Annotated in this window: 19 protein-coding genes and 3 pseudogenes; 11 read left to right on the top strand and 11 right to left on the bottom strand. The window is 72.5% G+C overall.

The window, feature by feature from the left end; translation table 11 throughout:
- Nucleotides 1–619 precede the first annotated feature (619 nt).
- From ACFZDC_RS26605 to ACFZDC_RS26620, 4 genes and pseudogenes are all read left to right on the top strand, one after another.
- Nucleotides 620–2,421, top strand: a pseudogene (locus tag ACFZDC_RS26605) (FUSC family protein).
- 68 nt (nt 2,422–2,489) lie between these two features.
- A pseudogene (locus ACFZDC_RS26610) lies at nt 2,490–2,837 on the top strand (amidohydrolase); the annotation flags it as partial.
- 20 nt (nt 2,838–2,857) lie between these two features.
- Entirely contained in the window at nt 2,858–4,081 is a 1,224-nt protein-coding gene (locus tag ACFZDC_RS26615) for a cytochrome P450 (RefSeq protein ID WP_391327751.1), read from the top strand.
- 244 nt (nt 4,082–4,325) lie between these two features.
- Nucleotides 4,326–4,499, top strand: coding sequence for a hypothetical protein (locus tag ACFZDC_RS26620; protein WP_391328126.1), 174 nt, complete (start codon nt 4,326–4,328; stop codon nt 4,497–4,499).
- Nucleotides 4,500–4,877: 378 nt separating this feature from the next.
- Here the strand turns inward: ACFZDC_RS26620 and ACFZDC_RS26625 are convergent, their stop codons facing one another.
- Together ACFZDC_RS26625 and ACFZDC_RS26630 are read right to left on the bottom strand one after the other, a co-directional pair.
- The gene (locus ACFZDC_RS26625) at nt 4,878–5,306 is read right to left on the bottom strand and encodes a hypothetical protein (RefSeq protein WP_391327753.1); all 429 of its coding nucleotides are present in this window, start codon (nt 5,304–5,306) and stop codon (nt 4,878–4,880) included.
- On the bottom strand, nt 5,303–5,980 hold the full coding sequence (locus ACFZDC_RS26630; protein ID WP_391327755.1) for an ATP-binding protein: 678 nt from the start codon (nt 5,978–5,980) through the stop codon (nt 5,303–5,305). Before ACFZDC_RS26630 ends, ACFZDC_RS26625 begins: the two co-directional genes overlap by 4 nt.
- 221 nt (nt 5,981–6,201) lie before the next feature.
- On the opposite strand from ACFZDC_RS26630, the gene ACFZDC_RS26635 reads away from it, so the two are divergent.
- Together ACFZDC_RS26635 and ACFZDC_RS26640 are read left to right on the top strand one after the other, a co-directional pair.
- Nucleotides 6,202–7,062, top strand: coding sequence for a Scr1 family TA system antitoxin-like transcriptional regulator (locus ACFZDC_RS26635; protein ID WP_391327758.1), 861 nt, complete (start codon nt 6,202–6,204; stop codon nt 7,060–7,062).
- Nucleotides 7,063–7,317 (top strand): DUF397 domain-containing protein, encoded by a 255-nt coding sequence (locus tag ACFZDC_RS26640; RefSeq protein ID WP_391327760.1) that lies wholly within the window; start codon nt 7,063–7,065, stop codon nt 7,315–7,317.
- Nucleotides 7,318–7,611: 294 nt separating this feature from the next.
- Here ACFZDC_RS26640 and ACFZDC_RS26645 read toward each other — a convergent pair whose 3' ends face one another.
- Nucleotides 7,612–9,057 (bottom strand): aminotransferase class I/II-fold pyridoxal phosphate-dependent enzyme, encoded by a 1,446-nt coding sequence (locus ACFZDC_RS26645; protein WP_391327762.1) that lies wholly within the window; start codon nt 9,055–9,057, stop codon nt 7,612–7,614.
- 47 nt (nt 9,058–9,104) lie between these two features.
- On the opposite strand from ACFZDC_RS26645, the gene ACFZDC_RS26650 reads away from it, so the two are divergent.
- Nucleotides 9,105–9,626, top strand: coding sequence for a carboxymuconolactone decarboxylase family protein (locus tag ACFZDC_RS26650; RefSeq protein WP_391327764.1), 522 nt, complete (start codon nt 9,105–9,107; stop codon nt 9,624–9,626).
- 40 nt (nt 9,627–9,666) lie between these two features.
- Here ACFZDC_RS26650 and ACFZDC_RS26655 read toward each other — a convergent pair whose 3' ends face one another.
- The 3 genes and pseudogenes from ACFZDC_RS26655 to ACFZDC_RS26665 form a co-directional block, all read right to left on the bottom strand.
- A complete protein-coding gene (locus tag ACFZDC_RS26655; protein ID WP_391327766.1) occupies nt 9,667–11,154 on the bottom strand; it encodes a glutamate synthase small subunit in 1,488 nt (495 codons plus the stop codon).
- Between the two features lie 188 nt (nt 11,155–11,342).
- Nucleotides 11,343–11,759 (bottom strand): annotated as a pseudogene (locus ACFZDC_RS26660) (DUF1772 domain-containing protein); the annotation flags it as partial.
- 282 nt (nt 11,760–12,041) lie between these two features.
- Nucleotides 12,042–12,734: a DUF2293 domain-containing protein gene (locus ACFZDC_RS26665; RefSeq protein WP_391327768.1), complete on the bottom strand. Its 693-nt coding sequence runs from the start codon at nt 12,732–12,734 to the stop codon at nt 12,042–12,044.
- A gap of 441 nt (nt 12,735–13,175) precedes the next feature.
- Here ACFZDC_RS26665 and ACFZDC_RS26670 point away from each other — a divergent pair, with 441 nt between their 5' ends.
- Nucleotides 13,176–13,808, top strand: coding sequence for a uridine kinase (locus ACFZDC_RS26670; RefSeq protein ID WP_391327770.1), 633 nt, complete (start codon nt 13,176–13,178; stop codon nt 13,806–13,808).
- A gap of 54 nt (nt 13,809–13,862) precedes the next feature.
- Entirely contained in the window at nt 13,863–14,276 is a 414-nt protein-coding gene (locus ACFZDC_RS26675) for a TIGR03618 family F420-dependent PPOX class oxidoreductase (RefSeq protein WP_391327772.1), read from the top strand.
- 4 nt (nt 14,277–14,280) lie between these two features.
- Here ACFZDC_RS26675 and ACFZDC_RS26680 read toward each other — a convergent pair whose 3' ends face one another.
- Nucleotides 14,281–15,408, bottom strand: a complete 1,128-nt coding sequence (locus ACFZDC_RS26680) for a CorA family divalent cation transporter (protein ID WP_391327774.1) — start codon at nt 15,406–15,408, stop codon at nt 14,281–14,283.
- Between the two features lie 192 nt (nt 15,409–15,600).
- On the opposite strand from ACFZDC_RS26680, the gene ACFZDC_RS26685 reads away from it, so the two are divergent.
- Nucleotides 15,601–16,395, top strand: coding sequence for a methyltransferase domain-containing protein (locus tag ACFZDC_RS26685; RefSeq protein WP_391327776.1), 795 nt, complete (start codon nt 15,601–15,603; stop codon nt 16,393–16,395).
- On the opposite strand, the gene ACFZDC_RS26690 is transcribed toward ACFZDC_RS26685, so the two are convergent.
- Together ACFZDC_RS26690 and ACFZDC_RS26695 are read right to left on the bottom strand one after the other, a co-directional pair.
- Complete coding sequence (locus ACFZDC_RS26690) at nt 16,392–17,393, bottom strand: PfkB family carbohydrate kinase (protein WP_391327778.1); 1,002 nt, start codon at nt 17,391–17,393, stop codon at nt 16,392–16,394. The two genes, ACFZDC_RS26685 and ACFZDC_RS26690, sit on opposite strands and share 4 nt — an antisense overlap.
- Entirely contained in the window at nt 17,390–18,298 is a 909-nt protein-coding gene (locus ACFZDC_RS26695) for a pseudouridine-5'-phosphate glycosidase (protein WP_391327780.1), read from the bottom strand. Before ACFZDC_RS26695 ends, ACFZDC_RS26690 begins: the two co-directional genes overlap by 4 nt.
- 99 nt (nt 18,299–18,397) lie before the next feature.
- On the opposite strand from ACFZDC_RS26695, the gene ACFZDC_RS26700 reads away from it, so the two are divergent.
- Nucleotides 18,398–18,826, top strand: coding sequence for a VOC family protein (locus ACFZDC_RS26700; RefSeq protein WP_391327782.1), 429 nt, complete (start codon nt 18,398–18,400; stop codon nt 18,824–18,826).
- 16 nt (nt 18,827–18,842) lie between these two features.
- On the opposite strand, the gene ACFZDC_RS26705 is transcribed toward ACFZDC_RS26700, so the two are convergent.
- Nucleotides 18,843–19,397: a methylated-DNA--[protein]-cysteine S-methyltransferase gene (locus ACFZDC_RS26705; RefSeq protein WP_391327784.1), complete on the bottom strand. Its 555-nt coding sequence runs from the start codon at nt 19,395–19,397 to the stop codon at nt 18,843–18,845.
- 53 nt (nt 19,398–19,450) lie between these two features.
- Nucleotides 19,451–20,320 carry a glycerophosphodiester phosphodiesterase family protein gene (locus tag ACFZDC_RS26710; protein ID WP_391327785.1) on the bottom strand — a complete coding sequence of 290 codons (870 nt, stop codon included), beginning with the start codon at nt 20,318–20,320 and terminating at the stop codon, nt 19,451–19,453.
- Between the last annotated feature and the right edge of the window lie 122 nt (nt 20,321–20,442).

Raw genomic sequence — 20,442 nt, forward strand, 5'->3', positions numbered from 1 at the left:
CCGAAAGACGTCGAGCTCGCCGCATAACCTCAGCAACCCCGAACCACCCCAAACCCGACAGGAGTGCCTTGACGGAAGACATAGAGGCACCCCCCGTGCCGTCGCGACCCTCGCCGACACCTCCCGCCCCCTGCGCCGTGCGGCGGTCTTCGCCGCTGGGGACCGTCGTACCGCGGCCGCCGCCACGGCCCTGAACTCGACGCTCTGCCCTGCTGCTTCGACCTGTTCAACGCGGTAGAGCCGGGTCGGCGGGGCCGATGCGGAGTACGGATTGGCGCGCAGCGGATCGGGCTCGCCCAGCAACCGGCGTACGAGCTCCGTGGTCCGTCCCCGAGCACGCAGCCCAGCCATGGACACACGGCCGCCGCGACCCTTCGTTCCGCCCTTCCTCGGACGGTGACCGGAGGAATTGCGTTCATGACGAAACCCCCACCCCCGCCACCTTTCACCTCCCTGAAACGTGACCGCCCCGTTTGCTCAGGGAACGCGATCTACCGTGGGATGCACACCCCGCAGCCCGGCCACCGTCGTCCGAAGGCCCGCCCCGCCCTCGTATGAGCAGGAGCCCCGTGTCGCGCCCCGTCGCACTGTCACTGCCCCCCCCTGGCTCGCCCATGCCCTGCGCGCCCAGCGCGGGCCCGTCCCGTGGAGCGCGGTGACGCGGGGCGCGCTCGCCGCCGGGCCGCTGCTGCTCGCCGGTGTGATCGGCGGCCGTGTCTCGGGGGGCGTCCTCGCCGCCATCGCCGCGATGCTCGCCGGCATCAACGACCGGCCCGGCAGCAGGCGGGCCTCCGTCCGGCGGCTCGGGGTGCCCGCGCTGGCCGGAGCCCTTGGGCTGTTCGTGGGGACGTGCGGCGGACAGCACCTGCCCGCCGTGCCGCTGACCCTGCTGCTGACCGTGCTGGGACTGGCGGCCGGAGGCATCAGCGCCGTCGGGCCCGTCGCCTCCGCCGCCGGTACCCAGCTGCTCGTCACGGTCGCCATCGGTGCCGGGATGCCGACGGCGGAGAGCGGCTGGCAGCGGGCCCTCGCCTTTCTCGCCGGCGCCGGCTGGCTGATCCTGCTGCGGCTGGCCCTGCCCACCCCCGGTTCGCTCGCGGGGGACTTCCGGTTCGACGGCGAGCGGGAGGCGGTCGCCGACGTGTACGAGGCCGTCGCCATGCTGCTCGACGCCGTGGGCGGCGAGGGCGCGACTGCCCGGCGGGCTGCGCTCACCGCCGCCCTCGACCATGCCCAGGACGCCCTCGCCGGGCCCCGCCTGCGCCGGCACGCCAGTTCCGCGGCCGAGCGCCGGCTGCACGCCCAGTACGCCGCGGCGCTGCCGCTCGCCGAGCCGCCACCGCCCTCGCCTGGGCGGGCGACCCCCTCCCCGCGCGCGCCGCGGAAGGGCCCCGGCGGCTCGCCGCCGCCGTTCGCGGCAACACCGGCACCGGCCCGCTGCCCGCACCCAGCCGGTCCGCGCCCGCCCTGCGCGCCCTCGACGACGCCCTGCTGCGCGCCGCGGAGACCTTCGACCGGGCCGAGGAGGGCGGTGAACGCCGGCTGCACGCCCGGCGGCGCGGCCCCAGGGACGCGGTGCGGGCCGCGCTCGGCACCGGCGGTCGGGAGTACGGGCTGCGCGTCGCCCTGTGCTTCGGGTCCGGCGCCGCCGTCGCCCAGGCCCTGCACCACTCCCGCTGGCACGGGCAGCACCAGCACTGGTACTGGCTGCCCGCCACCGCCGTCTTCCTCGTCAAGCCCGACCTCGGGCCGCTCGCCTCCCGCGTGTTGTGCCGGGCCGCCGGAACCGTCCTCGGTGCCCTGGCGTTCGCCGGTCTCGCCGCGCCGCTGCCGCGGCCGGAGAGGCTGATCGTGCTGGTGGCGGTGTGCGGGGCGCTCGTCCCGGTCTCCACCCGGAACTTCGCCGCCCTCACCGCCGTCGTCACCGTCCTCGTCCTCGCCCTGGTCATGGTCGGCGGCGAGCCGCCGGCCTCTGTCAGCCGGATCGGGGAGACGTTGCTGGCCTGCGTGATCGTGCTGATCGTCGGGCATCTGCCGATGCCGGGGGAGCGGGGCGGCGGGGTACGGGCCCGGCTCGCGGCCGCCGGGGAGGCCGCGCACGCCTATCTCGTGCACGTCCTGAGCGAGTCCGGCGACCGCGCGGAACGGTGGGCGCTGCGCCGCGAGGCCTACCGCGCCCTCGCCGAGGCCCGTACCGCGATCGCGCTCGCCGCCGCCGAACTGCCGGCCCTCGCCCGGCACACCGAGGGCACGGACGCCGTCGCCGCCGTCCTCGAACGCCTCGTCGACACCGCCACCGCCTGTGCCGTGCACCTCGACGACGCCGGTCGCCTCACCTCGCTGCACACCCGTCAACTGGAGGAGTTGCTCCACGAGGTGGAGCGGCGGCGGGAGGGGGTCGGACTGCCCGCCGCCGCATAGCCGCAGAGCCGGCCCCGAGGCGCGGTTCGGCTGACCCGGTGGGACGGCACTGTCGTAGGTTTCACCGGCTGACCTGGCGTCAGGCTCTGTACGGCGCAACGCTGCCGAGCGCCCGCGCGGTCGGACTCGGCGGCAGTATCGGCATTGCAGCCTCGCTCCCTTGCCGGCGCGCCGGCCTCGTCCTCGTCGACGTCGGTGGCCCGCATACCCAGCCGGTCCACGACCTCGCCGCCACCCTCGTGCACAGCGCCCGCCCCGCCGACGTCCGCACCACCGTCGCCGACAGCCGCGTGCCGATGCGGGACCGTGAACTGCTCACCCACGATATGCCCACCGTGGTAAGGGAGTTGGAGCAGCGGCTGCCCGCTCTCGCCGACCGGAGCCACGGGCGGCGCATCCGGGAGTACGACACCTGAGTCCGCGTAGGCTGCCTGCCATGGATCTCGCGGACGGCCTGCTCGACCAGCCCTACGACGTCTACCGGCGCCTGCGCGACACCGCGCCCGTGCACCGCGTCACCGGACCCGACGGCACCCCCGCCTGGCTGGTCACACGGTACGACGACGTCCGCGCCGCCCTGGCCGACGCACGGCTCTCGCTCGACAAGCGGCACGCCACGGCCGGCACCTACAAGGGCTTCTCCCTGCCGCCCGCGCTCGACGCCAACCTCCTCAACATGGACCCGCCCGACCACACCCGCATACGCCGCCTGGTCGGCCGCGCCTTCACCCCGCGCCGCGTACAGCGACTCCGCGAGCCGATCCGGCGGACCGCCGACCGGCTCCTCGACGCCCTCGGCCCGCACGGCACCACCGACCTCATCGCCTCCTACGCCGCCCCGCTGCCGATCACCGTCATCTGCGACCTGCTCGGCGTTCCCGAGGAGCACCGGATGGACTTCCGGGCGTGGACCGACTGCCTGGTCGCTCCCGATCCGGCACGGCCTGAGGCGGGCAAGGAGGCGGTGGTGGCCATGCTCGGCTTCTTCACCCGGCTGCTCGCCGACAAGCGGAGGACCCCCGCCGGCGACCTGCTCTCCGACCTGATCGCCGTCCGCGACGAGGGCGACCGGCTCAGCGAGGACGAGTTGATGTCCCTCGCCTTCCTCATCCTCTTCGCCGGGTACGAGAACACCGTGCAGCTCATCGGCAACTCCGTCCTCGCCCTGCTGCGCCACCCCGACCAGCTCGCCTCCCTGCGCCGGGATCCCGAGCAACTCCCCACCGCGGTGGAGGAGTTCGCCCGATACGAGGGCCCCGCCCTGCTCGCCATCCGGCGCTTTTCGGTCGAGGACGTGACGATCGCCGGGGTCACCGTCCCGGCCGGGGAGACGGTCTGGGTCTCGCTGTCCGCCGCCAACCGCGACCCCGCCCGCTTCCCGGACCCCGACCGCCTCGATCTGACCCGTGACGCCTCCGGCCACCTCGCCCTCGGTCACGGTATCCACTACTGCCTGGGCGCTCCGTTGGCCCGTACCGAGACGGAGATCGCCCTCGCGGCCCTGCTGGAGCGGTTCCCCGCTCTGGCCCTCGCGGAAGAGGACCTGCGGTGGCGTCCGTCGCTGCGCGCGCGGGGCCTGGTGGCGCTGCCGGTGCGGTACGCGCGCGAGGAGCCGGGGGCGATCCGGACGTGCCGGTCCGCTCCGGCCTGCTCGACCTGACCGCGCTCGGCCGCGACCCGCGGGGCAGCGACCGGCTCCGGTATCACGACGAGTACGACGCATAAGACGGGGACGGTGGCGGAATTGTCGCCGAACGTGTCGTTCGTGTCGCAAGGTGAGCGGATTCTCACCATCCGCCGTGAACGCGTGTCAACAATGTCTCAGTCGGGTCACTGAGCGAGGCGTTTCCCCTCTCCAGAGCGTTAACTCCTACAAGTACGACGCTTTCTGGAGGTGCGAGATGGTGAACGGGCGAACAGTGCTCGAGCGCTTTCCCGCAGGTGGACCACGCGGGTCGTGGCCCGCGGAGGAGTTCGCGCACGCGCGGCGCCTCGAAGGCCTGCGCGCCGAGGTCGTCATGGACCTCGCGACGGACACGTTCCTGGTCATCGTGCGCGGCGGCAACGGCACCGAGTGAGGCGTCCCAGGCCGGCTGCTCCGCCGTGAACTGCTCCGCAGGCAGCGTGCCTGCAGCGTTGGGAAGCTCCGCGTAGACGCGGTGGCATGGGGGACCGGGGCGGCCCGGTGAGTGGGTGCCGCGCCGGCGGTGTCTCGTGCCGGTCCGCATCACCCGGATGGCTGAAGGTGACGTTCTCGGAACCTGGGCGTGCGGGGCCGCTGATTCGTACGTCGCCCGTACCCGTCGGATTCGTACGGGCACCTGTACCCGTCAGGCGCCCGTAACCGTCAGATCGGACGGCACCCGTACCCGTCAGGCGGGTCCAGTTCGAGTGCCTTCTGGCGCCCCCGGCTCACAGCTTCCGCCCGCAAACCCCCGGCCGAGACGAGCGCGGCGTCACGCCGAGATGGGGCGGGACCAGTCCGGAGTCGTCCCCGTCACCCGGCACAGGGCCAGGTACAGGGGGATCGGCGGGGTGTAGGGGACCGTCCCCTCGGGGCGATGGATCAGGCGGGCGGTGGCGGGGACCGGGGCGCCCGTTGCGTAGTGGGCGGGGGCGGGCCAGGGGAGGGCGTAGTCGGAGTGCGACGGCACGAGCCACCACCAGTGCGCGCCGTCGGCGTACACGCATCCCACACGCGGCAGCCGCGGGACGACCAGTGCCGCGAGGCGGTCGGGCACGGCCACGGCGTCGCAGCCGAGCGGGGACGTCATGCCCTCCGGGACCGGCAGGCGGCGGACCGCGGTCGGCGCATGCTGTCGGCGGCCGAGGCGTACCAGGGTGTCCAGGCCGAGTGGCCGACCGGAATCGGCGGCACCGTTCACGGCCGCCCCCACACGGGGTGCCGCGCCGGCGGTGCCCCGTGCCGGGCCTGCGCTTCCTCCTCGTCACCCGGACCGGGCGGCGGGCGGTCCGGCTTGGGGCGGGCACCCCAGCCCAGGTCGTTCCAGGGCTCGGTGGTGTCGCAGGCCGCGTCGGTCCGGCGGCCCAGCTCCGCCCAGACCAGCAGCCCCGGCCCGTGCTCCTGGACACCCCAGGAGCTGCACAGCGCGTCGACGAGAAGCAACCCCCTCCCGTGCTCCTCATCGGGTTGCTGCGGGGACGGGTGGGGCTCACCGGGCGCACAACCCTCGTCGTGCACGGCTATGCGCACCGTGTCGTCATGGTCGTGCAGCTCGCACACCACCCGAGTGCTCGCGGTGTGCACGATCGCGTTGGTGACCAGTTCGGAGATGACGAGGGCCGCGGTGTCACAGGTGTCCGCGCATACCGACCAGCCGGTCAGTCGGGAACGCGTCAGGCGTCTCGCCTGCGCGGGGGAACCCGGATGGGCGGCCAGCTCGAAGCGGAACCGGCGCTCGGCAGCGCCCCCACCAGGGGCTGCTCCCTCTCCCATGCTCGAACATGTTCGAGAGTGGGGACCCCCAGCGGCACCGAGACCGAGACGGTCTGCGGCGGCGTCTGTTCCTAAAGGCGCGGACGGAATCACGCTTGCCACTATCTCCCCGGCGTGAACACTTGGCAAGTGTCACTCTGAAAAATGCAGAGTGCTGTGTGACTCTGTCAGTGGCCGTGGCACACTGCTCGCAACAGCACCTCGAGCGGCGCCAATTGGGACCGTCGACGATCCGGCCGGATCTTCGAATGAGTCTTCGAACGGCGCCGCAGGGCTGTCGGGATTCTTTTGCCGGAGCGGACTCTTGTGTCGGAGGTGGGAGCGTGAGCGAACCGCGGTCCGCGCCGACCGTGGGCCAGGTGGTCCTCGGCCGGCGCCTGCTGGACCTGCGGGAACGCGCCGGGCTGAAGCGTGAGGAGGCCGCCCGTGTCCTCCGTGTCGCCCCCGCCACCATCCGCCGCATGGAGATGGCCGAGGTCGGCCTCAAGATCCCGTACCTGCAACTGCTGCTGAAGGCCTACGGAGTTCCCGACGACGAGGCCGAGATCTTCATCCAACTGGCCGAGGAGGCCAACAGGCCGGGCTGGTGGCAGCGGTTCCACGACATCCTGCCGGGCTGGTTCTCGATGTACGTCAGCCTGGAGGGTGCGGCCGCCCTCATCCGCTCCTACGAGCCGCACTTCGTCCCCGGCCTGCTGCAGACCGAGGACTACGCGCGCGGCGTGCTGAAGTCCGGTGCCATCGGCCAGACCAGCCCCGACGAGATCGAACGCCATGTCGCGCTGCGCATGCAGCGTCAGAACCTGCTCACGCGTCTCGACGCCCCCCGTTTCTGGGCGGTGGTGGACGAGACGGCCCTGCGCCGGCCGGTCGGCGGCCCGGAGGTGATGCGTGCGCAGATCGACAAGTTGCTCGAGGCCACGACACTGCCGAATGTGACGCTCCAGGTGGCCCCGTTCGCCAACGGGCCGCACCCGGGGACGTACGGGCCCTTCGTACTGTTCCGATTCGCCGTGTCGGAGCTGCCGGACATGGTCTACAGCGAGTACCTCACCGGCGCGGTCTACCTGGACGCGCGCTCCGAGGTGGCGACCCACCTGGAGGTCATGGACCGCATGGCGGCGCAGGCCGCCACGGCGCAACGCACGAAGGAGATCCTCCGGGATCTCCGCAAGGAGCTGTGAATGGATCGCATCGAGCCGCGCAGTCGCGTCTACAACGGCATGCCCGCGCGGGAGTTGGGCAGCGAGGGGTGGCACAAGCCCTGGAGCGGCGGCAACGGCGGAAACTGCCTGGAAGCGATGAAGCTCGCCGACGGCCGGATCGCCGTACGCCAGTCGACCGACCCGGACGGACCGGCGCTGATCTACACCACGGACGAGATAACCGCCTTCATAGAGGGCGCCAAGGCGGGGGAGGCCGACTTCCTGCTCTCCTGAACCGCCGATGGTTATTGTTCTCAGCCACCTTTCTTATTGTGTGCCGACTTGACCTCGCACGGCGTCAGACGCTCACGGAGTGCCCCATGACAGGGCAGGACTCGAGGGCCGTCGGGATCGACACCAGCAGGCCGCATCCCGCGCGCATGGACGACTGGTATCGCGGTGACGTGCACACTCGCGTCACCGGCGGTCGCCACGAGGCGACACCGGCAGGGGGACCGGGCACCGGGGTTGCATCTGCGGCCGCAACGGAAGCGAGTTGCGACGGAGCAGACCTCGATCTCTGAGCCCTCACCCCGGCGGCAGCACCCCGCACAACGCCTCAAGGGCCGCCCCGTAGGCGTGCTCCGGCGGTGTGGCGTATCCGACCACCAGGCCGTCGGACGCGGGCATCGCCGTCTCCGGGTGCCGGAACGAGGCCAGTCCGTCCAGGGCGACCCCCTGCCATGCGGCCGCCTTCACCGCGGACCGCTCGGTGCCGGGCGGCAGCCTGAGCACGGCGTGCAGTCCGGCCGCGATGCCGGTCACCTCGACGTGCGGCGCGTGGGCGGCGAGCGCCGCGACCAGCCGGTCGCGCCGGCGCCGGTAGCGCTGCCGCATGCGCCGCACATGACGGTCGTACGACCCCGAGACCACGAAGTCCGCGAGGGCCAGCTGATCCGGCACGCTCGCCCACGCCTCCCGCTCGCCCTTGGCCGCGAGCACGGGCCCGACATACCGCTCGGGCAGCACCATCCAGCCCAGCCGCAGCGCCGGCGACAGGCTCTTGCTGACCGAGCCGATGTGGATCACCCGTTCCGGGTCGAGCCCCTGGAGCGCGCCGACGGGCCTGCGGTCGTACCGGAACTCGCCGTCGTAGTCGTCCTCCAGAACCACCGCCCCACGCGCGCGTGCCCAGTCGATCACCGCCGCCCGGCGCTCCGGATGCAGAGGGCCCCCGGTCGGGAACTGGTGCGCCGGCGTGAGCAGCACGGCCCGTTCCCGGCGCAGTCCGCTCACCTGGGCCCCGTGCTCGTCCAGTGGGAGCGGTACGGTCCGCACGCCGGCCGCGGCGAGCAGGCCCCGGTGGAAGTCGAGGCCGTACGCCTCCACGGCCAGCGGACCGCGCAACACGCCCTCCCGGCCCTGGCCGAACAGCAGCCGCAGCGCGTGCGCGAAGCCGGAGCAGATCACGATACGGCCCGGCTCGGTGCGCACCCCACGCGCGCGTGCCAGGTACTCCGTCAGTGCCTCCCGCAGCTCCCGGCGCCCGGCGGGATCCCCCGGCCCCAACGCCTCGGCGGGCGCCGCCTGCAACGCCCGCCGGTACGCGGCCGACCAGGCCGCACGCGGGAACGCCGACGCGTCCGGTGTGCCCTGCCTCAGGTCGTGCCGTGGCCCACGCGCTGCCGCCCGGGGCAGTCGCTCGACGTGGCGCAGCGGCTCCGGCCTCCCCCACTGCCCGAAGGGCGTGGAAGGTACCCCCATCGCCACCCGGGTGCCCGACCCCTGGCGGGCGGTCAGCCAGCCCTCCGCCACCAGTTCCGCGTACGCGTCGGCGACGGTGTTGCGGGCCACGCCCAGGTCGGCGGCGAGCGACCGGTACGGCGGCAGCCGGGTGCCGGGCGCCAGCCGCCCGCTGCGCACGGCCTCGCGCAGCGCCCGGATCAGCGCGGCCCGACGCCCGCCTGGCCCCGACAGCTCCAGATGCAGATCCACACCGATCCGCTCCGCAGAATTGACCCACGATTCCGCCATGGAAATGCACCCTACAGTCGGTCTTTTCCGCGCATAGGTTGGAGCACATGACGACGAACACGGTCACCTCAGTGAGCACCACCACGGCCGCCGCGATCGCCGCGGCCGGAACGGCCCGCACCCGTATGGACTTCGGTAAGGCAGCCCCCAAGGCCTTCCGCGCCCTCATCGGCTTCGACGCCGCCGCCCGCGAGGGCCTCGACCCCGCCCTCGTCGAGCTGATCCAGATCCGCGCCTCGCACCTCAACCACTGCGCCTACTGCCTCCACATGCACACCAGCGACGCCCGCCGGGCCGGCGAGAGCGAGGACCGCCTGCACATGGTCGCCGTCTGGCGCGAGGCCCGGCACTTCTTCACCCCGACGGAACAGGCGGCCCTCGCCCTGACCGAGGCGGTCACCCGGGTCGCCGACGCAGGAGTCCCCGACGAGGTCTACGCGCAGGCCGCCGCCCACTTCGAGGAGACGGAACTGGCTCAGGTACTGGCCCTGATCCTCGCGATCAACACCTGGAACCGGGTGGCACTCGCGACGGGGAAGGTGGCGGGCACGGACGAACGGCGCCGCTGACGAGGCACCTGCGGCGCCGATACCGCCGTGGTCCGTTCGGCTACACGGCCATCGGGCGGTCGTACGGCGAGATCGGCGCCGGCAGCTGCGAACTGCCCGTCAGGTAACGGTCCACCGCTGCCGCCACCGCCCGCCCCTCCGCGATCGCCCACACGATGAGCGACTGCCCACGCGCCGCGTCCCCCGCCGCGAACACGCCGGGAACGTTGGTCGCGAAGCCGTCGTCGCGGGCGATCGTGCCTCGCGGCTGCATCGTCAGCCCCAGCTGATCGACGAGCCCGTCCTCCCGGTCGGGCCCGGAAAAGCCGAGCGCGAGCAGCACCAGATCGGCCGGCAGCGTCCGCCCGGTGCCCTCCACCGGCTGCCTCCGCTCGTCCACCTCGACCAGGTGCAGCGACCGCACGTGCCCGCTGTCGTCGCCGGTGAATCGGAGCGTGGACGCCGCGAACAGCCGCGCGTCCGCGTCCGCCGCCGGAGCCGTCCGCAGGTCCCGCGCCTCCTCGTGCGCGGCGGACAGCCGGTAGATCTTCGGGTACGTCGGCCACGGCTCGCTGTCCTCGTCGCGCTCGACACCCGGCTGTGCGTAGATGTCCAGCTGGGTCACGGACGCGGCCCCCTCGCGCACCGCGGTCCCCAGGCAGTCGGCCCCGGTGTCCCCGCCGCCCACGATCACCACGTGCCTGCCGGCCGCGGACAGCGGCGAGATCTCCAGATCTCCCTGGCAGACCCGGTTGGCCAGTGGCAGGTACGCCATTGCCTGGTGTATTCCCTGCAACTCGCGGCCCGGCACCGGAAGTTCCCGCCACGCCGTCGCGCCCGTTGCCAGTACCACCGCGTCGTAGCGCGCCCGCAGATCGGCCGCAGGGACGTCCCGCCCGACCGCCGTCGACGTACGGAACCTCGTCCCCTCGGCCCGCATCTGCTCGAGCCGCCGCTCCAGGTGCCGCTTCTCCATCTTGAACTCGGGGATGCCGTACCGCATCAGTCCGCCGATCCGGTCGTCCCGCTCGTACACGGCGACGGTGTGCCCGGCCCGGGTCAGCTGCTGGGCCGCAGCCAGCCCGGTCGGCCCGGAGCCGATCACCGCGACGGTCTTCCCCGACAGCCGCTCCGGAGGCCGCGGCGGGGTGAAACCCTCCTCCCACGCCCGGTCGGCGATCGCGCACTCGACGTTCTTGATGGTGACGGCCGGCTGGTTGATCGCCAGCACGCACCCCGCCTCGCAGGGCGCCGGACACAACCTCCCGGTGAACTCGGGGAAGTTGTTCGTCGCGTGCAGCCGGTCGCTCGCCGCCCGCCAGTCCTCGCGGGAGACCAGGTCGTTCCACTCGGGGATCAGGTTGCCCAGCGGGCAGGCGTCGTGGCAGAAGGGGATGCCGCAGTCCATGCAGCGGTCCGCCTGCTTGCTGATGATCGGCAGCAGCGCCCCGGGGACGTAGACCTCGTCCCAGTCCCGGGCCCGTTCCTCGACGGGCCGCCGCGGCCACTCCTGGCGCGGCGTGTTCATGAACCCCTTGGGATCGGCCATGGTCGTCTTCCTCGCGTACGTGCACCGGGGGGTACTGGGTGTACGACGGGCCGTGCGGCATCGGGCCGCACTCTTTCGGCCACCATACGTCCGCACCGTCAGCCGCGCAGAGCGGCGGACAGCGCTTTCTGGAAGGCGGCCCTCAGCACGGAGCCGGGTTCGCTCCCCGGGTCCCCCGCAGGGGACGTTCAGGCGAGGGCCAGTACGTAGAGGAGCGCGGACGCGGCGGAGGCGACCGTGCGGACGTGGTTCCAGAACGTCCACTCGCGCACGTCCACCGGCCGGGACACCGCGGCCTCGGGGCTGCCCGGCGCCATGCCGGCCGGCCTGTCGTTGCGGGGCACGTTCGCGACCACGGTCGGCCCGAAGGAGCCGAACAGGAACAGCGCGCTGCCCAGCAGCAGCTCCACCTTCCCCTCGCCCGGCCACACCACGAACGTCACCACCGCGGTGATCCCGCACAGCACCGTCGAACCGATGAACACCGGCATGAAGGCGGGTGCCACAGCGGCCACGTTGATCGCGTTCATCGCGGCGGCACCCTGCGCGGAAGGCAGCGCGGCCAGCCCCCGCATCACGAAGGTGGAGAAACCGCAGAACACCCCGAGCGTCGGAGAGCAGAGCCGCGTCGGCGAAGAGAGCCCGGGTCGGAGAGAGGGTGGGGTCGGAGAGCAGAGCCGCGTCAGCGAACAGGGCCGGGTCGGAGAGCAGGGCCGCTTCCGAGGGCGTGGGCGCGGCTGCGCCGGAAAGCAGGCCTGGCCCGCCCCGCTGGACGGCGCCGCGACGGTGCGCCGTTCCGACGGCGCGGTCCGGCGGTGGGCCGCCTCCTCGTCCGATCCCGTGCCGTGTCCCGCTGCCGTACGCCATCCCCGCTTCCGGACGCGTTCTCAGCCGGCCTCGGCCGCCTCCCCCCACCCCCGCAGCACGCTCTCCACGGCCACCGCGATCCGCCGCCGCGCCTCAAACCTCGGCACACCGCTCATCAGCAGCTGGTCGTACGGCGTGTCCACGTGCCGCACGGCCGCCACGACCGCCGATATCACCGCCCCTTCCGACAGCGCCCGCCCGGCCGCGCTGCGTCCGACCCGCCCGCTGCCCCGCACCGAAGCGTGCGCCGCGATCGCCCGGGCCCGCTCGGCCGGACACCCGGGGAACAGCCGAAGGATCTCCGCCGCGAACGCCACCACGAACCGTTCGTCCTCCACCGCCCTGCGCCGCGCGTCCCGCGCCCGCCGCCTGCGCCGCGCCTCCGCGTCCGCCAGGCACCGCGCCTCGGCCCGACCCAGCGCTGCCTCCTGCACGAGCAGCCCCTGCCGTTCGTACCGGCTCCTGCGCCGGTTGAACCGCACCACCACCGCCCACAACGTGCTCTCCTCCCGCGCCCTGCGGGACAGCGCCGTGTCCCCGCGCGGTAGGAACACCAGGTGCCCGAGGTCCGCGCAGTGGAGGCAGCGCGGCACCCCGTCCTCCAGCACGAGCAGAGACAGCGGCCCACGCCGGCACCCGGCACAGCGCTGGTGCCGCAGGGGCTGGACGACAACAAGTCCGCCGGGAAGGAGGGGAGTTGCAGAACGCGCCATACGCGCTTCTTTCCCCGTCTCCGCCCACCCCTCCCATGCCGACCTGTTCACAGGCTCCTCCGCGGCAAGGTCGACCCCCGACGCCGGTGTACGGAGCCGTACCGGGGTGATCGTCACGGCCACCGCCAGCCCCACCGCCACGGCTGCCGCGCCCTCGACCGCGAGGTCCGGCGTACGACAGCCCGGCTCGCCTGCGGGCATGCGCTCTCGGGCCACGGGGCACCGGCCGGTCCGCGTCCCGCCGCGCTCCAGGTGCCGGCGAGCGTGTGCGCCACCTGGTCGAGGGTCCTCGGTCGATTTCGCACACCTGCCTGCTCGTGCTCCGCCGGCGCGTAAACGCCATGCTTGGCCGGTACGCGGCAGGTGCGTCCCGGGTGCCGTACGACAAGCGCCGCCCATCCTGCTTCCACCGCCCCGAAGCCCACCCGGCATCATGGGCCTGTGCGACTCGAAGCGATCACCTGGGACCGGCTCGCCGAGCTGCTCGCCGACCGGCTGCTCGAGCTGGAGCCGGCCGACGCAGGCGCCTGGCTGCGCGTCGGCTTCGACGGCGCACCGGCCGCCCGCCCCACAGACCTCGCCGAGCGTGTCGCCCAGGCGCTGCGCGTGCGCGGCCGGCCCTCGCTGGTCGTCGGCGCCGAGGGCTTCCTCCGCCCCGCCTCCCTCCGCCTGGAGCACGGGCGACGGGACGTGGAGTCGTATTACAGCGGCTGGTTCGACACCAGCGCGCTGTGGCGCGAGGTCTTCACGCCGCTGGACCCCGGCGGCAGCGGGCGCGTCCTGCCCGACCTGTGGGACCCCGGCACCGACCGCGCCACCCGCAGCCCTTACGTCCAGCTCCCGCCCGGCGCAGTGCTGTTGCTCCACGGCCCCCTCCTTCTGCGGCACTGGTTCCCCTTCGACCTGACCGTCCACGTCCTCCTCTCCCCGGGCGCCCTGCGTCGCCGCACCCCGGAGGCCGATCACTGGATGCTCCCGGCCTTCGAGCGCTACGAGGCCGAGGCCGATCCGGCCGGGACGGCGGACGTCCTCGTGCGCGCCGACGATCCCCGGCACCCCGCCTGGAACGGTTGATCCGATCAGCTCGCACCAACCCCTTTTGCATGCATATGCAACTAGAGTGGTGTCATGTGGCTCTCCTCTCGCGCTCCCGTCGTCTTCGACGACGCCGTCCGCGCCCTTCTCGACGGCAAGAACTTCGCCGGCGTCGCCACGCTCGGCCCCGACGGCGCGCCGCACAACTCGGTGGTCTGGATCAAGCGCGAGGGTGACACCGTGCTCTGCTCGTCCACCGACGGCCGTCAGAAGGTGCGCAACCTCCGCCGCGACCCGCGCATCAGCCTGACCGTCTTCGACCTCGCCGACCCCTACACCTCCGCCGAGATCCGGGGCGTCGCCGAAATCCTCCCGGACGAGGGCAAACGGCTCCCGTACGAGCTGTCGCACAAGTACCTGGGCATCGATCCGCCGGCGGAGCAGGGCGACGAGGTTCGCGTGATCATCAGGGTCGTGCCCCGCAAGGTCGTGAGTTTCTCGGCGTGACCGGTCAGAGCCAGCCGTTGCGCCGGAAGCCCCGGTACAGCGTGAAGCAGGCCGTCGCCATCACCCCCATGACGAGCGGATACCCCAAACGCCAGTGCAGCTCCGGCATGTGGTCGAAGTTCATGCCGTAGACCCCGCACACCATCGTCGGTACGGCAATCACCGCCGCCCAGGCCGTGATCTTCCGCATGTCCTCGTTCTGTGCGACCGTCACCTGCGCGAGGTGCGCCTGCAGAATCGAGTTGAGCAGTTCGTCGAACGCGGCTATCTGCTCCTTGGCCCGCATCAGATGATCCAGCACGTCCCTGAAGTAGGCCTGTATCTCCGGGTCGACCACCCGGATCGGCCGGGTCGCCAGGTCCTCCACCGGACGGCCGAGTGGCACCACCGCGCGCTTCAGTTCCAGGAGTTCACGCTTCAACTGGTAGATGCGCCCCGGATCCGCCCGTGCGCCGTTCTCCGAGAACACGTCCGTCTCGACCTGGTCGATGTCGGCCTGCACCGCGTCCGTGACGGTCAGGTAGTCGTCCACCACGTGGTCGGCGATCGCGTGCAGTACCGCCGCCGGCCCCTTGGCGAGCTGCCGCGGATCAGCCTCCAACTCCTCGCGCAGCGGGCCCAGTGAGCCGTGCCGCCCGTGCCGTACCGTGACAACGAAGTCCTCACCGACGAACACCATGATCTCGCCGGTGTCGACGACCTCGCTCGTCGCCGTCAACTGCTCGTGCTCCACGTAGCAGACCGTCTTGAACACCGCGAAGAGCGTCTCCCCGTACCGCTCCAGTTTCGGGCGCTGATGGGCCTCCACCGCGTCCTCCACCGCCAGCGGGTGCAGGTCGAACAGCTCGGCGATGCCTGCGAACTCGCTGTCCGTCGGCTCGTGCAGCCCGAGCCAGACGAACCCCTCTCCGCTCTTGCGGACCATCTCCACGGCATCCGCCAGGTCGGTGCATTCCGGCATCCGGACACCGTCCTGGTACGTCACGCAGTTCACCACCGAGGAGCCCAGCGGTGATCGCGCGGGATGACTCAGGTCCACCCGCGGTCGGCGCCGGGTCAGCCGTGCCACCTTGCCCAGGCCGCCGACCCTGCCCAGCCCCGTGACCTTCCGCAGATTACCTGCCATGGACATCTGGATCTCCTTGCGTGGATCTCCTCGCACACCGCCTTAGCGCCTTGCCCGGCCAGTGTGCCAGTCCGGCGAACAGCGCGAGCAAGCCTGTGGGAATCACCCGTTCCGTTTCGTTCCCGCCTGTGGACGAAGCTCGGCCCCTCGGCCGCTTCGGCCGCGGCGGGCGCGTCGGACGACTGCGATGATCGGAGCATGGAACCATCCGACGGGTACCTCCTGGACAACCGGCAGAACGAGGCGGAAGAGCGCTTCGACGCCTTCGCCTCCCTCTTCGATCCCACGACGTTCCGGCACCTCGAGGGACTTGGACTCGCCCCCGGTTGGCGTTGCTGGGAGGTGGGGGCCGGCGGCACCTCCGTGGTGTCCTGGCTTGCCGAGAAGGTCGGGCCCAGCGGCAGCGTCGTGGCCACCGACATCGACACCTCGCGGCTCGTCTCGGCGGCGCGCCCTCCGGTCGAGGTGCGCGTGCACGACGTCGGGGCACAGGAGCCGCCGGGGGACGGCTTCGACCTGGTGCACGCCCGGCTGGTCCTCGTCCATGTCCCCGACCGCGACAGGGCGTTGCATTCCATGATCAGCGCCCTGCGACCGGGCGGAATGCTGTTGATCGAGGACGCCGACCCGGCCCTCCAGCCCCTGATCTGCCCCGACGAGTACGGCCCCGAGCAGCAGCTCGCCAACCGACTGCGCCAGGGCTTCCGCCGGCTGCTCGCCGAACGAGGCGCCGACCTGGCGTACGGCCGCAGGCTGCCGCGCCTGCTCCGCGAGGCCGGACTCAAAGACGTACAGGCCGACGCCTACTTCCCCATGACCTCGCCCGCCTGCGCTGCCCTGGAGTCCGCCACGGTCCGTCAGATCCGCGACCGCCTCGTCAGCGCGGGCCTCGCCACCGACGAGGACGTCGAGCGGCACCTGGCCAACGTGGAGGCGGGCGGCATGGACCTGGCCACCGCACCGATGATCTCGGCGTGGGGACGCAAGGGCTAGCGTCGAGGGCGGTGCGCCGGCCCGTCGAGACGGGGAACGTGGGTGCACGACGGCCCGTCGACGGTGCGGTGCCCCAGCCCCCCGGTGCCCCGGTGCGGGGGTCGGCCGCCCACCCGTTCCACCGCCCGCGCTCCCGCCCGGCACCCCTGTGCCGCCGCCTGCTGCGGATCCGCGCCCGCGAGCAGGGCGGCGAGGAACGCACCGGTGAAGGCGTCACCGGCGCCCGTGGTGTCCAGCGGGGTCGCGGACGCGGCCGGAACCCGGGCGACCACCGCGCCGGCGCGGGCCACCATCGCCCCGGCCATACCCGACTTGGCCACGACCAGCGGGATGAGCCGGCTCAACTTGGCCGCGGCGTCCGCCGGTTCGGGAAGCCCCGTCAGCAGGCACGCCTCGTCCCGGCTGGGCAGCAGCACGTCCAGCCCCTGAGCGAAGGCCAGGAAACGGTCCACCCCGAACTCCACGAGGAAACCCGCGGACGCCGGATCCAGGCTGACCGGCACCCCACGTGTGTGTGCCGCGGCGACGGCCACCTCGGCGAGGGCCCGGCTCGGCTCCGAGAACAGCAGATAGCCCGAGAGGTGCAGCCGGGCGACGCCGTCGAGCAACGCGTCGGACCAGTCGGCGGGTTCGAGCCGCAGGGACGCCCCGCTGTCCGTGAGGAACGTGCGCTCGGCCGACGCACCCGTGTCGACCAGGCAGATCACCGTCCCCGTCGTGGCCTCCCGGTCGACCACCAGCCGAGGCCGCACGCCGGCCGCCACCAGCTCCCGCTCGTGCCACTGGGCCGCATCCGCGCCCACCCGCCCCAGCAGTCGCACGTCCGCAGAGCCCGCCTCGGCCGCCCAGCAGGCCACGTTGGCGCCCGCGCCGCCCGGCAGGGTCCGGATCACGGAGGCGGTGTCGGTGCCGGCGGCAAGCGGTCCCCGGTGCCGCGCGACGACGTCGGTGATGACGTCCCCGACGACCAGCAGCGCCCCGTTCCGGCCCGTGGTCATCCCCTGGTCCACGCCGTGGCGATCCGCGCCGCCAGCCGTACGTTGCCGCGCACCGCCGCCAGGTTGGCCTTCAGCGAGGTCCCGTCCGTGTGCCGGACCAGGTAGTCGAGCAGGAACGGCGTGACCGCCTGTCCGGAGACCCCCTCCTCCTCGCAGGCGCGCAGCGCGTCGGCGAGCACGCGCGCGTGCAGTCCGGGATCGAGCTGCTGCTCCTGCGGGACGGGATGGGCGACGATCAGCGCCGACTCCGGGGCATCCAGCGCGTCCTGCGCCCGCATCACCCCGGCGACCTGGTCCGGGCTCTGCAGCGTCCAGTCGACCGGATACCCGGAGTCGGAGAGGTAGAAGCCGGGGAACCGGTCGGTGCGGTACCCGGCGACGGCCACGCCCAGCGTCTCCAGCCGCTGCAGGGTCGCCGGCACGTCCAGGATCGACTTCACGCCCGCGCACACCACCGTGATCCGAGTCCGCGCCAGCAGCCCCAGGTCGGCCGACTCGTCCTGGGTCACCGTCCACTGCCGGTGCACACCGCCCAGCCCGCCCGTGGCGAACACCCGGACGCTCGCCAGCGCCGCCAGCTGCGCCGTCGCCGACACCGTGGTCGCCCCGCTCGCCCCCGCCGCCAGGGCCAGCGGCAGGTCACGGTGGCCCAGCTTGCGGATGCCGTCCTCGTTCGCGACCCGCTCCAGCTGCCCCTTGTCCAGGCCGACGTGCGGGCGCCCGTCCAGTACGGCGATCGTCGCGGGGACGGCGCCCTCCTGCCGCACCACGTCCTCCAGCTCCAGGGCCACCAGAAGATTGCGCGGACGCGGCAGCCCGTGCGCGATGATCGTGGACTCCAGCGCCACCACCGGCCGCCGCGCGTCGATCGCCGCCCGGACTTCTTCCGACACCACCAGCACCACGCGCCCGCCTCCTGTCCGTCGGTCCTTCCTCATCTCTGGCGGGCGCCACACCCGGCTAAACGCTTGCCGTCTGTGGGGGATGCCACCAGCCTGGACCGCATGAGTGACCACACCCCCTGTCTCGACCACGTCGTCCTGTGGGTGGCCGACCCGGTCGCAGCGGCCCGCTTCTACCAGGACTCCGTCGGCCTCGAGCCCGTCAGGGTCGCCGAGTTCGCCGAGGGAAAGGTGTCGTTTCCCTCGGTACGCGTCAACGCGGAGACCATCCTGGACCTCGCGCCGCGCAGCCTCGTGGAGCACATGAACATGCTCCCCGGCGCCGCCGACAGCGCGGGCCACCCCGTCAACCACGTATGCCTGTCGCTGCCGCCGGCCGGCTTCGACGCCCTGCGCGCCCGTCTGGCCGCCCACGGCGTCCCCATGACCGAGGTCGGGTACGACTCCTTCGGCGCCCGCGGCAAGGCCACGCGCAACTTCTACTTCCGGGACCCCGACGGCAACGTCTTCGAGGCCCGGCACTACGCGTAGCCGCGCCTCGGGACGGTCAGAACAGCGGCTCGGGCAGCACGCCCTCCAGAGCGAGCAGCTTCCGCTTGGTCTCCAGGCCACCCCCGAAGCCGCCGATGCCACCGTCGCTCTCCACCACCCGATGGCACGGCACGACGACCGGCAGCGGATTGGCACCCATCGCCGCGCCCACCGCCTGCGCGCCACCCGGCTGGCCGACCCGCCCGGCCAGATCGCCGTACCCCACCACCGTGCCGTACGGGACGCCGGAGGCCAGTTCGCGCAGCACCTGCCGGTTGAAGCCCGAGATCAGCGACCAGTCCAGGAGCAGGTCGAAATCGTGGCGCTCACCCGCGAGGTAGGCCTCCACCTGCCGTATCGCCTCGGCCAGAAGTGGCGATTCCGGGTCCTCGGCGGGCTCGGTGCCCAACCGGGCCGCAAGCCGCTCCAAGGCCCGCTCGCGCACCCTGTCCGAGGCGTGGAAGACGACGTTGACCAGTCCCTCGCGGGTCGCCGCCAGCATCAGCGGGCCGATGCCGGTGCCCACGACGGCCCACACCACCCGCTGCTCGTCCTGCCCATGGCTGTCCATGCGCCCACGGTACGGCCCGCCACTGACACTGATACTCGTAGCCGGCTTCCGGCTCAGTCCCCGTCCAGCGCCGCCCTGACCACGTCGGGCTTGTTGGTGATGAGCCCGTCGACGCCGTAGCCCGCGACCTTCCATGCGGTGGCCGCGTCGTCGACCGTCCAGGCGAACACACCCAGCGGCCTGCCGTGCGGTCCGGTGAAAGCGTGCACCGCGGAGACATAGCCGCTCGAGATCGACCCGTACGAGGGGTTGATCAGATCGATGAAGCAGGCGTACTGGGGCAACTGCGCGACGGACGGCCTGCCGAGGTAGGCGGTGGTGAGAGCCGGCCTCAGCTCGTGCACGGTGCGCACGCTGTCCGCGCTGAAACTCTGCACGATCAGCCGCCCGAGGTGCTGCCGGTCCAGCCACCCCTCATTCCCGAGCAGCTTCAGGGTCTGCTGCTCGATGCCGGGGTACAGCTCCGGGTTCTTGACCTCGAGGAGCAGCTTCTCGTGGTTGTGCTCGACCCGGCGCATGTACTGCTCCAGGGTCGGCACGCGCGTGCCCGCGTACGCGGGGGAGAACCAGCCGCCGGCGTCCAGCCGGGCGATCTCGGCGGCGGTGAAGTCCTTCACCTTCCAGGGAGCCCGGCCCGGGAAGACGTCCTCGACGTTGGTCGTGCGCTGCAGGCTGTCGTCGTGGATGACGACCAGTTCGCCGTCCTTGGTGCGCTGCACGTCGTTCTCCACCCAGGAGAAGCCCATCTTCGCGGCCTCGTCGATGGAGGCCAGCGTGTTCTCGGGAGCGTAGGCGGAGGCACCGCGGTGGGCGACCACCGTGGGCGGGCCGACCTCGCCCGCCCGGGCCTCGGAGGTGGGGGTCAGCAAGCCTGCCGTCCCCATGATCGCGGTGGCCGTGGCGGCGACTGCGCGCGCGTACATGCGGGCTCCTCGCGTCGAGCGAATACCGACAGCATCAGCTTGACAGCAGAGAGTCAACAGCACTCGTGCGCAGGGCCACACGATGGACGGCGCCGTCCGAGTCCGCTCACCCGTGCCGCACA

This window comes from Streptomyces sp. NPDC007905, assembly GCF_042959345.1.
In the GTDB taxonomy this organism is placed as follows: Bacteria; Actinomycetota; Actinomycetes; order Streptomycetales; family Streptomycetaceae; genus Streptomyces.

What these genes read in the sequence shown, in the direction of transcription:
- ACFZDC_RS26680 (WP_391327774.1), bottom strand. Translation starts at nt 15,408, where the DNA reads ATGTCCATGGCAGGTAATCTGCGGAAGGTCACGGGGCTGGGCAGGGTC.
- ACFZDC_RS26690 (WP_391327778.1), bottom strand. Translation starts at nt 17,393, where the DNA reads ATGACCACGGGCCGGAACGGGGCGCTGCTGGTCGTCGGGGACGTCATC.
- ACFZDC_RS26705 (WP_391327784.1), bottom strand. Translation starts at nt 19,397, where the DNA reads ATGGACAGCCATGGGCAGGACGAGCAGCGGGTGGTGTGGGCCGTCGTG.
- ACFZDC_RS26685 (WP_391327776.1), top strand. Translation starts at nt 15,601, where the DNA reads ATGGAACCATCCGACGGGTACCTCCTGGACAACCGGCAGAACGAGGCG.
- ACFZDC_RS26640 (WP_391327760.1), top strand. Translation starts at nt 7,063, where the DNA reads ATGGATCGCATCGAGCCGCGCAGTCGCGTCTACAACGGCATGCCCGCG.
- ACFZDC_RS26650 (WP_391327764.1), top strand. Translation starts at nt 9,105, where the DNA reads ATGACGACGAACACGGTCACCTCAGTGAGCACCACCACGGCCGCCGCG.
- ACFZDC_RS26700 (WP_391327782.1), top strand. Translation starts at nt 18,398, where the DNA reads ATGAGTGACCACACCCCCTGTCTCGACCACGTCGTCCTGTGGGTGGCC.
- ACFZDC_RS26655 (WP_391327766.1), bottom strand. Translation starts at nt 11,154, where the DNA reads ATGGCCGATCCCAAGGGGTTCATGAACACGCCGCGCCAGGAGTGGCCG.
- ACFZDC_RS26615 (WP_391327751.1), top strand. Translation starts at nt 2,858, where the DNA reads ATGGATCTCGCGGACGGCCTGCTCGACCAGCCCTACGACGTCTACCGG.
- ACFZDC_RS26675 (WP_391327772.1), top strand. Translation starts at nt 13,863, where the DNA reads ATGTGGCTCTCCTCTCGCGCTCCCGTCGTCTTCGACGACGCCGTCCGC.
- ACFZDC_RS26710 (WP_391327785.1), bottom strand. Translation starts at nt 20,320, where the DNA reads ATGTACGCGCGCGCAGTCGCCGCCACGGCCACCGCGATCATGGGGACG.
- ACFZDC_RS26645 (WP_391327762.1), bottom strand. Translation starts at nt 9,057, where the DNA reads ATGGCGGAATCGTGGGTCAATTCTGCGGAGCGGATCGGTGTGGATCTG.
- ACFZDC_RS26665 (WP_391327768.1), bottom strand. Translation starts at nt 12,734, where the DNA reads ATGGCGCGTTCTGCAACTCCCCTCCTTCCCGGCGGACTTGTTGTCGTC.